The 14936-nt window shown below is 28.6% G+C and carries 15 protein-coding genes; all 15 read left to right on the top strand.

The annotated features are described in order from the left end of the window. The first annotated feature begins 23 nt into the window (after nucleotides 1-23). The 15 genes from BUA90_RS06720 (at nucleotide 24) to secA (ending at nucleotide 14904) form a co-directional block, all read left to right on the top strand. Nucleotides 24-1178: an FkbM family methyltransferase gene (locus BUA90_RS06720; protein WP_072966902.1), complete on the top strand. Its 1155-nt coding sequence runs from the start codon at nucleotides 24-26 to the stop codon at nucleotides 1176-1178. Between the two features lie 64 nt (nucleotides 1179-1242). After that, nucleotides 1243-2415, top strand: coding sequence for a Gfo/Idh/MocA family protein (locus BUA90_RS06725; RefSeq protein WP_242945061.1), 1173 nt, complete (start codon nucleotides 1243-1245; stop codon nucleotides 2413-2415). Nucleotides 2416-2572: 157 nt separating this feature from the next. Further along, nucleotides 2573-4099, top strand: coding sequence for a class I adenylate-forming enzyme family protein (locus BUA90_RS06730; protein WP_072966903.1), 1527 nt, complete (start codon nucleotides 2573-2575; stop codon nucleotides 4097-4099). A 26-nt stretch (nucleotides 4100-4125) separates the two neighbouring features. Continuing rightward, on the top strand, nucleotides 4126-4374 hold the full coding sequence (locus BUA90_RS06735; protein ID WP_072966905.1) for an acyl carrier protein: 249 nt from the start codon (nucleotides 4126-4128) through the stop codon (nucleotides 4372-4374). Beyond that, entirely contained in the window at nucleotides 4367-5203 is an 837-nt protein-coding gene (aroF, locus tag BUA90_RS06740; RefSeq protein WP_072966907.1) for a 3-deoxy-7-phosphoheptulonate synthase, read from the top strand. The genes BUA90_RS06735 and aroF overlap by 8 nt, the downstream gene beginning before the upstream one ends. A gap of 256 nt (nucleotides 5204-5459) precedes the next feature. Continuing rightward, complete coding sequence (locus BUA90_RS06745; RefSeq protein ID WP_072966910.1) at nucleotides 5460-5825, top strand: flagellar protein FlaG; 366 nt, start codon at nucleotides 5460-5462, stop codon at nucleotides 5823-5825. A gap of 205 nt (nucleotides 5826-6030) precedes the next feature. Beyond that, nucleotides 6031-7701: a flagellar filament capping protein FliD gene (fliD, locus tag BUA90_RS06750; RefSeq protein WP_072966912.1), complete on the top strand. Its 1671-nt coding sequence runs from the start codon at nucleotides 6031-6033 to the stop codon at nucleotides 7699-7701. 35 nt (nucleotides 7702-7736) lie between these two features. Next, a complete protein-coding gene (gene fliS / locus BUA90_RS06755; RefSeq protein WP_094756778.1) occupies nucleotides 7737-8222 on the top strand; it encodes a flagellar export chaperone FliS in 486 nt (161 codons plus the stop codon). Nucleotides 8223-8250: 28 nt separating this feature from the next. After that, complete coding sequence (locus BUA90_RS06760; RefSeq protein ID WP_072966914.1) at nucleotides 8251-8451, top strand: putative motility protein; 201 nt, start codon at nucleotides 8251-8253, stop codon at nucleotides 8449-8451. Nucleotides 8452-8522: 71 nt separating this feature from the next. Beyond that, entirely contained in the window at nucleotides 8523-9008 is a 486-nt protein-coding gene (locus BUA90_RS06765; protein WP_072966916.1) for a hypothetical protein, read from the top strand. 50 nt (nucleotides 9009-9058) lie between these two features. Continuing rightward, a complete protein-coding gene (gene flgN / locus BUA90_RS06770) occupies nucleotides 9059-9532 on the top strand; it encodes a flagellar export chaperone FlgN (RefSeq protein ID WP_170139270.1) in 474 nt (157 codons plus the stop codon). Nucleotides 9533-10136: 604 nt separating this feature from the next. Beyond that, nucleotides 10137-10667 carry a ribosome hibernation-promoting factor, HPF/YfiA family gene (gene hpf, locus BUA90_RS06775; protein WP_072966920.1) on the top strand — a complete coding sequence of 177 codons (531 nt, stop codon included), beginning with the start codon at nucleotides 10137-10139 and terminating at the stop codon, nucleotides 10665-10667. Nucleotides 10668-10865: 198 nt separating this feature from the next. Further along, entirely contained in the window at nucleotides 10866-11207 is a 342-nt protein-coding gene (locus tag BUA90_RS06780; RefSeq protein WP_072966922.1) for a hypothetical protein, read from the top strand. Between the two features lie 140 nt (nucleotides 11208-11347). Continuing rightward, nucleotides 11348-11941: a DUF5317 family protein gene (locus BUA90_RS06785; protein WP_072966924.1), complete on the top strand. Its 594-nt coding sequence runs from the start codon at nucleotides 11348-11350 to the stop codon at nucleotides 11939-11941. A 284-nt stretch (nucleotides 11942-12225) separates the two neighbouring features. Next, nucleotides 12226-14904, top strand: coding sequence for a preprotein translocase subunit SecA (secA, locus tag BUA90_RS06790; RefSeq protein ID WP_072966926.1), 2679 nt, complete (start codon nucleotides 12226-12228; stop codon nucleotides 14902-14904). The last annotated feature ends 32 nt before the right edge of the window (nucleotides 14905-14936 follow it).

Raw genomic sequence — 14936 nt, forward strand, 5'->3', positions numbered from 1 at the left:
AATAGTGGATGAGGTGGTAGAGCATGGATAATATAAGTGAGTTTAGGAGTAATTTAATAAAGAATGACTTGTATAATGAAAGTGCAAAGAAGTATGTTGATAAAATTAAAAATACTGGTAATATCGTGATATGGGGATGTGCAAGTACAGGTCAGTATGTATATGATTTTTTAGAAAAATTTGGACTAGTCGATAAAATCAAATATTTTGCCGATAATGATAGAAAAAAATGGGGGAGTAAAATGAATGGGCTACTTATTTTATCCCCTGAGGAAGTAGTTAAAAAGTATAATGATAAAAGTATATCAAGTATAATAGTTGCATCTCAACATTTATCAGATATTAGAAAGCAGTTGTTATCACTTGGAATAGAAGATCATGCTATAGATGTAAGAGGGTTCAGTTTAGCAAAGGATTATTTAGATTTTAGAAATGAATCTCCGTTTGAAATAATTAACTCTCACATAGAACAATATGAAAAGGTTTACTCATATTTATCAGATGAGCATTCAAAGAAGGTTTATTTGGGAATTTTAAATTCTAAAATATCTTTGGATAATAAGTATATGAAAGGTATAGCTTCACCTGCTAAAGAACAATATTTTGATAAAGAACTTATAAAAATAAGTGAAGAAGAGGTATTTTGTGATTGTGGAAGTTTTAATGGGGATACTCTAGAAACATTTATCTCGTTGTCAGGTGGTAGGTACAAAAAATATATAGCCATTGAAGCTGACAAAGAAATATATAATGAGTTAAATAAAAAAGTTGTTGCAAAAGGTATAAGTAAGAATGTGCAAACATATAATGTCGCATGTTGGGATGAAAAAACGATTTTAAAATTTCAACCTTTACAAGATTCAGGTCATATTTCAGAAAATGGAGAGGTTTTTGTTTGTGCTGATACCTTAGATAATATTCTTCAAAATGAAGAAGTGACATTTTTGAAAATGGATATTGAAGGTGCTGAGGAAAGGGCTTTAAAGGGTGCTAGTGCAGTAATTAAGAAATATAAGCCAGTTTTAGCAATCTGTCTTTATCATAGCTTAGAAGATTATTATAAACTTCCATTATTGATAAAAGAAATGAATGATGAATATAGTCTATTTATTCGGAATTATACTGATATGTTAGATGTTGAAACTGTATGCTATGCAATTCCTAAGGATAGACTTTAGTAGTATTGGATAATATTGTAGACATGAAAATCTAAACGTTATAAAATATAAAGGAGGTGAGCATGTGGACAAAATTGTAATTGGTATGGTTGGAGCAGGTCGAGCAACAGAACTACATATGAATGCTTTACAAAGGGTAAGCGGTATACCATTACATTTTAAAACGATAGTTGCACGTCGTCCCGAACAATTATTGACAGTAAAAGAAAGATACGGATTTGAAATTGCATCTTATAATTTTAATGATTTGCTGATTGATCCTGAAATAGACGTTATTGATATTTGTACTCCGCCTTATGTTCATGAGGACATGATTATTAAAGCTATACAGGCAGGTAAGCATGTTATATGTGAAAAGCCATTAACAGGTTATTTTGGTAATGAAAATGATGAAAAACCCGTAGGCTTAAAAGTTTCGAAAACAATAATGTATGAAGAGGTTTTAAAATCAATAGAAAATTTGAAAAAAATCATTGATGCGTCAGATAGAAAGTTTATGTATGCTGAAAATTTTGTATATGCACCTGCTGTGGTAAAAGCGGCAGAAATTATATATGCAAAGAAAAGTAGGATTCTTTATATGAAAGGTGAAGAAAGTCTTAAGGGTTCTAGTTCACCTGTAGCAAGTGAATGGTCTAAAACTGGTGGCGGAACTTTTATACGAACGGGTTCACATCCACTGTCAGCTATATTGTGGCTTAAGCAACAGGAAGCACAAGCACGCGGTGTTGATATTTTTGTCGAAAGTGTTCTTGCGGATATGGGAAGAGTAACGCCATTATTATCAGAATATGAACACAGGTATATTATGGCATATCCTAACGATGTTGAAGATAATGGTACCGTAATATTGACTTTTTCAGATGGTTCAAAGGCAGTAATTATTGCTACGGATGTTTGTCTAGGAGGTAGTAAGAATTATTTAGAATTATATTGTAATGATGCAAATATTAAGTGTAATTTAACTATGAATGATATGATGTCAACATATTTTTTGGATGAGCATGGATTAGATAATGTATATCTTTCAGAGATGCTTCCTGCTAAAATAGGATGGAATAAACCTTTTATAGCTGATGAAGTAATACGTGGATATACTGATGAAATGCAGGATTTTATGGAGTCGATTTATTATGATAGAGAGCCTAAATCAGGTTTTAAGCTTGCATATGATACAATAAAAATCATTTATGCAGCTTATAAGTCTGCAGAAATAGGACAAAGAGTGAAATTATAGAAGAAATTGTATAATTAAATAAATATATTTATGCAATTTTCTTAGATATTAGAATTATGTAGATTTATTTTGGAATTTATTAATTTAATAGCATAAATAAATGAATTTATAGCAGTTATATAGCTGACTATAATATTTAAAATAAGGAGAAATGTATATGAAAAAATTAGCAGATAAGTTTTATGAAATAGCAGATTTATATCCTGACAAAATGGCTATATGGTGTGATAATAAAACTATTACATATAAAGCTCTTGCTAATTTAGTAAGTCAATATTCAAATTATTTTTTAAAAAATGGGATTACTTACCGTGAGCATATTGGTATTCCAATGAACAATAGTATTGAATCAGTTGCACTAATTCTTACAGCAGCAAATCTTGGAGTGGGGCTTGTTCCAATAAATCCAACTTTACCAATGGATGCTATTAGAAAAGCTTTTACTTTTGGCAATGTAAAACATCTTATTGCAAGACGCATATTTTTTGAACAATGTGATAAATTAGGTGGATTAAACATTGATGGCATGAAGTTTTGTTTAGATGAAGAATATGACAATACGTTATCATTAGCAAATGCAATGGAAATGTCTTCAAAAAGACCAATTATTAAAGAAGTTAGTGGAGATGAAACATTAATTCTTACTATGACTTCTGGTTCAACAGGTTCACCAAAGCCAATTGATTTAACACAAAATAATAAATATCAACGTGTTATGGCTCATGTAAACTTATATAATATAACAAAAAATGACAATGTTCTTGCAGCGACTCCACTTTATCATTCTTTGGCTGAGAGACTTGTATTAATTCCGTTATTAACTGGTGGTACAAGTGTTTTATTACCGAGATTTACTCCAAATATTTGGTTTGATTGTGTAAAAAATTTAAAAGTAACATTTACAATTGCTGTATCAGCTCAGCTTAGTCAAATTGCTGAGTTACTTTCTAGTCCATTTATTCCAGAAATAGAAAGTCTAAGATGTGTTGTTTCTTCTTCTGCATTACTTGAACCACATGTAAAAAATGAATTAATAGATAAGTTAAAATGTGAATTTCATGAAATATATGGTACTTCTGAAGTATCTACTGTAACAAGTATTAATTTTAAAGAATCTTTAAATAAGAAGCAATCAGTAGGAAAGCCAATTCCTGAAGCAGATATAAGAATTATTAAAGATAATGGTGAATTGGCAACGACTTATGAAATAGGTGAAATAGCATGTAAGACAAGTCTTATGTGTAATGGTTATTATGGTATGCCGGAAATTTTTTGTAAATCATTACAGGATGGTTATTTTAAAACAGGAGATTTGGGTTATCTTGATGAAGATGGTTTTTTATATTTTTCAGGTCGTAAAAAAGAGTTAATTATAACTGGTGGTATTAATGTATATCCTTCAGATATAGAAAAATGTGTATTAAAACTTCCTGAGGTGAAGGAATGTGCAGCATTTGCATATCCAGATGAGAGACTTGGAGAAGTTGTTGCATTAGCTGTTGTTATTAAACCAAATTGTAAATTAAGAAAACGAGCAATTAAGATTCAATGTGCTAGAAATCTTGCAGATTTTCAACAACCACATAAAATTTTCTTTGTTGATCAATTACCAAGAAATGCAATGGGAAAACTTATGAAATTTAAATTGATAGAATATGTAAGACTTCATTGTTTAGACGAATGATTATAAAGAAGAATGGAGGTAAAATAATGAGGGTATCAGATTTTATAATAAGTAGACTACAAAAAAAATATACAATAGATAAGGATATTGATATAGAAAATCTTAACTATGTAGAAAGTGGCTATGTAGATTCACTCGGTATTATTAAGTTTATAGTTGAGATTGAAGATGAATTTGGAATTGAATTTTCAGATGATGAAATAGCAGATCCATCTTTTAAAACAGTAGGTGGTTTAATAAAACTTGTAGAAAGAAAAGTGATGAATAATGAATAATCTCAAACTTGTTACTATAAAGGATAAAAATGGCATCTGCAGAAAGACAGAATTTAGAATAGGAGATATTACAGTAGGAAAAGATTTTTTGGTTATTGCAGGCCCGTGTAGTGTTGAATCTGAAGAACAAATAATGACTGTTGCAAAGGCAGTTAAGGCTGCAGGAGCAAATATGCTTCGTGGAGGTGCATATAAGCCAAGAACTTCTCCTTATTCTTTTCAAGGTCTTGGAAGAGCTGGATTACAGTATCTTAGTAAAGCAGGAAAGGAAACAGGGCTTCCGATTATAACAGAAGTGATTGATACAAGGGATGTTTATTTAATTAGTGAATATGCCGATGTACTTCAAATTGGAGCACGTAATATGCAAAATTTTTCTCTTCTTGTTGAAGTAGGAAAAGTTAAAAAACCTGTTCTTCTTAAAAGGGGTATGAATGCTACTATTGAAGAGTGGCTTAACTGTGCAGAATATATTATGAAGGCAGGAAATCCAAATGTAATTTTGTGTGAACGAGGTATTCGTACTTTTGAAACGTATACAAGAAATACTTTAGATTTAAGTGCTGTTGCTGCGGCAAAAGGACTTACCCATCTTCCGGTAATTGTTGATCCTTCACATTCTACAGGGCGTGTAGATTTGATACATCCTATGACTTTAAGTGCAATTATGGCTGGGTGTGATGGACTTATGATTGAAGTTCATCCATCACCTTCTCATGCTCTTAGTGATAAGGAACAACAACTTACGCCTGAGCAATTTAAAAATTTAATGGATGATGTTAAAAAAACTCTTATTTTTAGAGATGAGTTATATGCAAAAAAGAATTAAAATTATTAAATTTTCCTTATTTCAAGAAAATTTAATTTAAATGGTATTAATCAAAGAAATATCAAATAAAAAATATATAGAATAAATTTTAAATAGTATATTAAAATTATTATATTTGAGCAGAGAAATAGAGCTACGATTACACTAAAGAAAGGCAATAGATTAAACTCTATTTCCTTTTTTTATTAAATCTTTTGTTATATTCTGCCGATAAACGAAGTAGAAGAATTTTTTTTAAGGGTCGGGGGTTTAGAAAATGAAAATAAATTCTTTAGATTCTATAATTAATGTTCAAAAGTTTAATTCAAATGGTATAAATATGAGTAGGCAGAATGGAGTAGTAAACGATGAAGAATTGAGTCAGAATGATGATTCAGCTGATACATTTGTAGAATTTAATGGAAAGTTATTAATTGAAGCAATGAATAAAGCAAATAAAGAACTTGAGACAGTGAATAGAAAAATAGAATATGAAATACATGAAGTAACAAAGACGATTATTTTTAGAATAAGGGATACAGTTACAAATGAAATAATAAAAGAGATACCGCCTAAGAAAATACAAGATATGATAGCTAAGATGTGGGAACTTGCAGGTCTTTTTGTGGATGAGAGAGCTTAGAAAAATGCTAAGCATTTTTCTAAAATGAATAATGAATAGTGAATAATGAATAGGTAAAAGATTTTTTCTGGTAAAGTAAAAAGTATTTATAACTTTAAGTTTGATTGTTTGCAGTTAGTTGTAGTATTAAGCTTAAAAATGATATTATTTTACTTATTCATTATTAATTATTACCTATTCATTAAAAAAGAAGCGGGGTGTTTATATGGCAGGGATGCGTGTGTTTGGTTTTGGTTCTGGTATGGATATAGATAAAATGGTTTCAGATTTGATGAAGGCGGAAAGAGCTAGAACTGTGGACAAATTGGAGAAAGAAAAACAAATCATTACTTGGAAGCAGGAAATATATCAAGATATAAATAGGGATATTGCTAAATTTATAATAGATTCAAGAGACAAATTTGACCTTTCAGGCAAATTGACTACAGGTGGGACTTATGTAAAATCCTATGAAAATATGGATTGGGTAAAACAAGCTACGTCATCAAATGAAAGTGTACTTACAGCTTCAGCTACAGCAAAAGCTTTAGATGGAAGTTATAAAATTAATATTACTCAACTTGCAAAAGGTGTAAGTAAAAATAGTACAGCTGATATATCAGTAGATGGCATGGATGAACATGATAAGTTATGTGATCAGTTTTCGAATTTGAGTAGTAATGATATTTTAAGTTTTACAATAACTACTACTGATGAAAATGGTAATGAAAAATCTCAATCATTTACATTTAATAGTGTTAAAGATTACACTTTAGATGATATTATAACAAAGATAAATAATTCTGATTTAGATATAACAGTTTCTTATGATAGCAATTTTGATAGAGTTTTTATAAATAGTACTGCTACTGGAGCTAATGTATCTTTAAAAATAGTAGATAAATCAAGTATAAGTTCTGCTAATGCAGACCATTTCTTTTCAGACATTTTAAAGATTAATATTGATGATGCATCAGGGACTAAAGTAGAAGGTCAAGATTTAAAATTTACTTTGGGTGAAGGTTCTGATGCAACAACATTAACTTATAATTCAAATACATTTAGTATAAATGGTATAAACATAACAGCTAATGGAGTAGGGGAAAGTACTATAACAGTTAAGACAGATGTAGATGGAGTTTATGAAAAAATAAAAGAATTTGTTGAAAGTTATAATAAATTGATAGATAGTATTGATGCTAAATTATCTGAAAAAGTTTATAGAGATTATAAACCTCTAACTGATGAAGAAAGAAAAGCATTGACAGAAGATCAAATAAAAAAATGGGAAGAGATGGCTAAAAGTGGATTACTTAAAAATGACAGTATTTTAGAAAAAGTTTTATATGATGCAAGAAAAGCTTTATATGAAACAGTACAAAATATTGGTGGAACTTTTAAACATTTAACTGATATAGGAATTGATACGGGAACTTATAGTGAAAAAGGAAAGTTGTTTATAGATGAAGCTAAATTAAAACAAGCTATATCTAATGATGCTAATGGAGTTATGGAATTATTATTTAAAGAATCCGATAGTAGTGATGAAGAGACAAAGTATAATGAAAGTGGTTTGATTACTAGGTTATTTGATTCTATGACAGATAATATGAAGAAAATCATAGAGAAGGCAGGGCCTGGTAATGATTCATCTCTGCTTAAACAAGTAAAATCTAATATATTAGTAGATTTTACTATTGGTAGTTCTTATAGAAGTGGTAGTATTAGTTTTCTACAAGAAGATATTTTGGATATTACAAAAGAAATTTATAAAGAAGAAGACAGACTTAAAGATTTAGAGGATATGTATTATAAAAAATTTACTGCAATGGAAACTGCTTTAGCTCAAATGAATAATCAATCTAGTTGGTTGGCTTCTCAATTAGGAGGAATGTAGTAATTAGTTTAAAACAAAATTAGGAGTGGTAGTATATGTCAATAAATAATCCATATAATTATTCTTTACCTAACAATTTTGTAATTAAAAATAAATTTGAAAATAAACAAGATGTTTCACAACTGAATACAGCTAATGTAAAAAAATCTAATAATAAGTTTGACCAGTATAAAGAGCAGGCTATTATGACTGCACCACCTGAGGAACTTACTTACATGCTTTACGATGGTATAGTAAAATTTTTAAAAAAAGCTAAAATATATATGGAACAAAAAGATTTTGAAGGAATAAATGATTCATTAAAAAGAGCTCAAGATATAATAACTGAGTTAAATATAACATTAAATATGGATTATGAAATAAGTAAAAATTTGAGAAGTTTATATGATTTTATGTTGAGGAGATTAATTGATGCAAATATAAAAAAAGAATCCAGTATCGTAGATGAGGTTTTGGATTTAGCAGTAGATTTGAGAGATACTTGGAAGGAAGCAGTGAAGTTAGCTAAAAAAGAAAGTTGATATTTTATAAAGATTGGAGGTGAAAATTATGAGCAGTATAATTAATATGATGGAAAGTAATGTATATAGTTTAAGACAAGCTATAAATATTTCTAATATTAGAAAGGCTATGAATCAAGACCAGCAGTCAGTTGGTAATTTGATAAAGGGTATGGAAGAAATAAATAAAAAAACTATGGAATTGTCTCTTCAACCATATAAAGGGAGTAATATAGATATAAAGTTATAAAAACTCTTAATAAAGATAGCTTATTAGCTGTCTTTTTTTATAGATATTTTTCAAGGAACGGAGATGAATAAATGTCAGATTATATTAATGATTTGTTAAGAGATTTATCAAACATAATAGAAAAAAAGCATTTTTATATAAAAGAAATATTAAGATTAACAGAAAAACAAAAAAGACTTATTAAATTAGAAAAAATTAATGTATTATTAAAACAAATACAGTTAAAAGAAGAGTATATTAAATTGATAGAGATATTAGATATGGAGTTTAATAATAAAGAACATGAATTATGTAAAAAGTTAGGATTACAGCGTTTAGATGAAATTAGTGAAGAAAAGCATCCAAAAATAAAAACGATTAATATTATAAAGGATAATATAATTAACACATTAAGAAAAATAAAAAGTATAGATGATAAGAACATAGTAGATATGACAGAAAATATACACGAAGTAAAGAATAAAATAAAAGATATAAGACAAAGTAAAAAGATTTCAAATGCTTATGCTTCATATAAACATCAAGTTACTTCTATATTTTTCGATAGGAAAAAATAGGTAAAAAATTATATTTTTATTAAAAATAAATTAGAATGGATGATTTTATGTTGGATAGTTTTGAAAAGATTGAAAAGTTAATAGAATTAAGCAAAGAAAAGAAAAAAGTGATGGAAAATATACTTGGAACTATAAGATTACAAAAAAGGTTTATTGAACTTGAGAATATAGATGCTTTTTTAAAACAAGATGAATTAAGGCAAAAATATATTAAAAGGATAGAAGAACTAGATTATAAATTTTGTACTTTATTTAATAAATTAAAATCTGATTTTAATATAGATTCAATTGAAAAAATAGACATAAACAAATATTCAAGAGTAAAAAATTTAAAAGAAGTCGTTTGTCAAATTTTAAAGTTAGAACAAGAGATAAAGACTAAAGAATTTGAAAATATACAGCTGTTAAAAGAAAATAATAATTATTTAAGTAATAAGTTTAAATTTATGAAACAAGGGAAAAAAGTAGTAGAGAAATATAATGTATATAAAAATCTAAGCAAGGATAAGAAAAGTACAAAATAAGTATCTCAGCTATATTAAGCTGAGTTTTTATTTTCCAGATATAATTACGATATTCAACATTTTTCTACAGCATTTCATGTATAAATATGAAGTAGCTTTTTGTAAGGTATACAGTGAAATTTTAATTAACATTTTTTACACATGAAGTTAACATGTTATTAACAGATTAAAATATTGAAAATACAGTTATCAACAACTTTATCCACATTATCCACAGAAATAATAACAACAATTCACATTTATGTGAATAAAATTAGTTTGCTTATAAATTTGTAAAATACAAGAATAAATAATTGTTGTTAGTAAATTCAAAAAACAAAAAAATATATAAAAAATAAGAAACTTGTGGATAAAGAAGTGGATAATGTTGAAAACTTTAGAAAAAATTCAAAAAATAAATATTTGTATGTTGTTTTAGACGGGATAATATGGGTAAAATATAGAATATAAAAAGTAAGTAAATGTTATTTACAGTAATTTTACAATTCTTTTAAGATATATTATTTATAAAAAATGAATAAAAATAAATAAATCAAAAAACTGAAGTAAGATAAGCTATTAGCTAATAGCATTAATCATATATTTTGGGAAGGAGCTGAAGACTATGAGAGTTAAAGTAAGTGGAAGAAATTTAGAGGTAACAGATGCTTTAAAGGAAAGTGTCATTTCTAAATTAGAGAGGTTTGGTAAATATTTTAAGGAAGATGTTGAGGCTCAGGTTACTTTGAGTGTAGAAAAGAATAGACAAATTGTAGAGATTACTATTCCTATAAATGGTACTATATTGAGAGCTGAAGAATCTACAGATGATATGTATGCTTCAATAGATAAGACTATTGATAAATTATATAGGCAGATGGAAAAGCATAAAACTAAGCTTGAAAAGAGATATCATGGACATGATACAATCAGGTTTGAAAATATTCCAAATGTAGTTAATGAGGAAGAGGATAAGTATAAGATAGTAAAGACCAAAAGATTTGCTATAAAGCCAATGGACCCTGAAGAAGCAGTTTTACAGATGGATTTGTTAGGCCATAATTTCTTCGTATTTACAAATGCTGAAACAGATGAGGTAAATGTAGTATATAAAAGAAAGGATGGAAATTACGGTTTGATAGAACCATATTTTTAGAATAAAAGTGTTATAATAGTAGTGGAGAGTTAATTCTCTGCTACTTTTTTTATGAAAGAAGAAAATTAATTTTTATATTTAAAATAAAGTTTAAATTAAAAGGTGATTTAATTGAAAAATAGAGAAATAAAAATTTGAGTAAAAAAGTAAGAATACAATTTGAAAATAATTTAAAAGCTTTTAGGGAGCGATTTATAGATGTATAGATTGTATTGTCAGAATTTAAAAAATTATTTAGATGTAAATAAAACAGAAAATTTTGATGAATTTAGGTTGAAAATTATAAAACCTTTATTAATTTTAGCAGATGTCGAAAAATATAAGAGGTTAAAGGAAGAAAATGCATTATATAAAGAAGTAAATAATTTAGTATATGAAATAAATAATAATAAGCATAAATATATACGTTTTGATACATTTTCTTGGGAACTTTGGGCTTTAGATTTTAGGAGTAAAAAGGATAACTTTTTTTCAGAGGAAATTATAAATGAACAATTGAAATTAATAAATTTGATATTGGGAACACAATATTGGATATAAATGAAAATTTTGAATAGTTATAAAAAGTATTGTAGCTACTTTTTTATTTTTTTGTAGAAATAAAAAGGAATTTTAGAAAAAATATAGAAATATGAAGTGATGACGAAATTGATTGAATTTTTCTTGAAAGGAGAACCTATATGTTTTTAGAAGCCCTATTAATTGGAATAATTATAGGTATTGTAAAAAAAGGAAGATTGTCAAATTTATCATATGTTAGATTTAGAGGTTGGATATTAATTATTTTTGCACTTTTTATAAATATTTTGCTTATTTTTCAAAGCAAAATTCCAATAATAAATGGATACGAACATTATTTATATACATTTGGATTAGTATTGATAATGGCTGTTTTGGCTATGAATTTAAATAAAAAGGGAATGTGGATTATTTTGTTAGGCGTATTTATGAATTTTGTTACTGTAGTTGTTAATGGATTTAAAATGCCTATTTATTTTGAAGGGCTTAAAGTTGCAGGGTTGAATAATATGCTGTATATGATAAAATCAGGATATATAGCAAACTATATAGATTTGCATGAAGCAGTGGGATGGACAAAATATATCAGTAAATTTATAGTACTTCCAAAGCCATATCCTTTGGCTAAAGTTATGAGTATAGGAGATTTAATTATGTCATTAGGAATAATAAGATTTTTATACGGTGAGATGACTAGATTAAACTTGAGTATGAGAAATAGAATGATTAATTTAGGATATAAGATTAAATTATAATGGTAGGGAAACCTACCTTTTTTAATTGAAAATTGATAATTGAGAATTGAAAATTGAGTTAGTAGCAAGTAGTTAGTGGGAAAAATCTTTTGATTATTGTAATGAAATTTTAATAAATCTGCACAAATTTTTTTAAATATAGTGATATAATAAATGAAGGGATTAAAATCTTCAAATTTTATTTATATTTTGAGTATAGAGTATTTAGTTAAGAGTTAAGAATTAAGAGTTAAAAATTAAATATAGATTTATTATTAATTTGATATATTGAGGAGTTGAGTTATATGGGTTTTTTAAGTAAGATATTTGGAAGTTTTAATGATAGAGAAGTAAAAAGACTATTTAAAATAGTTGATCAGATAGAATCATTTGAAGATGAGATGAAATCATTATCAAATGAAGAGTTGAGAGCTAAAACACAGTATTTTAAAGAAAAATTAGCTAATGGCAGTACTTTAGATGATATTTTACCAGAGGCTTTTGCAGTAGTAAGAGAGGCTGCTGATAGAACTCTTGGTATGAGACATTATAGAGTACAGCTTTTAGGTGGTATAGTTCTCCATCAAGGACGTATAGCAGAGATGAAAACTGGTGAAGGTAAAACTCTTGTTGCTACACTGCCGGTATATCTCAATGCTCTTACAGGCAAAGGAGTTCATGTTGTAACGGTAAATGACTACTTAGCAAAACGTGATAAAGAGTGGATGGGCAAAATATATGAATTTCTTGGATTATCTGTTGGCTGTTTAGTACATGGTATTAACAATGAAGAGAGGAAAGCAGCTTATGCTGCAGATATAACATATGGTACAAATAATGAGTTTGGTTTTGATTATTTAAGAGACAACATGGTTATTTTTAAAGAAGAAATGGTACAGAGAGAGCTTAATTATGCCATTATAGATGAGGTAGACAGCATTTTGATAGATGAAGCTAGAACACCTCTTATAATATCTGGAGCAGGTGCAAAATCAACTCATCTTTACCATCTTGCAGACAGTTTTGTAAGAACGTTGAAAAAAGACGAGGATTATACTATAGATGAAAAGGCTAAAACAGTAGTTTTGACTGATGAAGGCGGTATTCCAAAGGCTGAAAAATATTTTGGGCTTGAAAACTTGGCAGACCCGGCTAATATGGAGATTTCCCACCATATTAATCAAGCTCTTAAGGCACATACATTAATGAAAAGGGATATAGATTATGTAGTAAAAGATGGAGAGATAGTAATAGTTGATGAATTTACTGGAAGACTTATGTTTGGTAGAAGATATTCAGATGGACTTCATCAAGCTATAGAAGCTAAAGAAGGTCTTGAAGTAAGAAGAGAGTCTCAAACTCTTGCTACGATAACGCTTCAAAATTATTTTAGAATGTATAATAAGTTAGCTGGTATGACTGGTACAGCAAAGACAGAAGAAGATGAATTTAAACATATATATGGTATGGATGTAGTAGTTATTCCTACAAATAAACCAGTTATCAGACAAGATTTGCCGGATGCTGTGTATAAGTCTATTGACGGAAAGTTTAAGGCAGTTGTAAGGGAAATAGAAGAAAGACATAAAAAGGGACAGCCAGTTCTTGTAGGAACTATTTCTATAGAGAATTCAGAGTATTTGAGCAAGATTTTAAAGAGAAAGGGTATTCCGCATGAGGTATTAAATGCAAAGCATCATGAAAGAGAAGCTGAAATAGTTGCACAAGCTGGACGATATGGTGCTGTAACGATAGCTACCAATATGGCTGGGAGAGGGACTGACATTGTATTGGGCGGAAATCCTGAATTTATGGCTAAAAAAGAGCTTAAAAAGATGGGCTATGATGATTATGTAATATCTATGGTTACAAGTTTTACAGAAACAGATGATGATACTATTTTAGAAGCTAGAAAGACATACAAAGAAATATATAGTAAAGTAAAAAAGATAACTGATGAAGAAGCTAAGAGAGTAAGAGAAGTTGGAGGACTTCATATACTGGGTACAGAAAGACACGAATCTAGAAGGATAGACAATCAGTTAAGAGGGCGTTCAGGACGTCAAGGCGACCCGGGTTCTTCACAATTTTTCATATCACTTGAAGACGACCTCATGAGATTGTTTGGCAGTGAAAAAATTCGAGGATTAGTAGAAAAGCTTGGAATGGAAGATGATGTTCCTATAGAAGCTAAAATACTTTCAAAGTCTATAGAAACAGCTCAAAAGAAAGTGGAAAGTAGAAACTTTGCTATAAGAAAACATGTCCTTCAATATGATGATGTTATGAATAAGCAGAGGGAGATTATATATAGAGAAAGAAGAAGAGTACTAGAAGGCGAAAATCTTAAGCAGCATATTTGGAGTATGGTAGAGAAAATAGTAGATGATAGTATAGAGATGTATACTGCTGGGACAGATTATCCTGAAGAATGGGATTTAAAAGGTCTTGAAGAGCATTTACATGCAATTTTCTTGCCTAAAAATGTACTTAAACTTGATAATTTGGAAGACTTAACAAGAGAGAGTTTAAGAGAACAGATTCTTAGTATAGCTAAAGATTTATACGATAAGAAAGAAAAAGAAATATCTGAAGAGAGAATGAGAGAACTTGAGAGGGTAATTTTATTAAGAGTAGTTGATACTAAGTGGATTGACCATATAGATGCGATGGAGCAATTGAGACAAGGTATTACTCTTAGAGCTATAGGTAATGAAGACCCTGTTAGAGCATATCAAATAGAAGGTTTTGACATGTTCAATGAGATGATAAAAAATATTCAGGAAGATACAGTAAAATATGTTTTCAATGTTACAATTGAAACTGAAACAAAACGTCAGCAGGTTGCCAAAATAACTGATACAAGAGGTGCAGATAAAGCATTAAGTGGTAAAACTGTTGTAAGAAAAGGTAAAAAAGTGGGAAGAAATGACCCTTGTCCATGTGGAAGTGGAAAGAAATATAAGAAGTGTTGTGGAAAGTAAGATGAGGGAACAGGTGACAAATCGACTCTTGG

It is taken from the genome of Caminicella sporogenes DSM 14501 (assembly GCF_900142285.1).
Classification (GTDB): domain Bacteria; phylum Bacillota; class Clostridia; order Peptostreptococcales; family Caminicellaceae; genus Caminicella; species Caminicella sporogenes.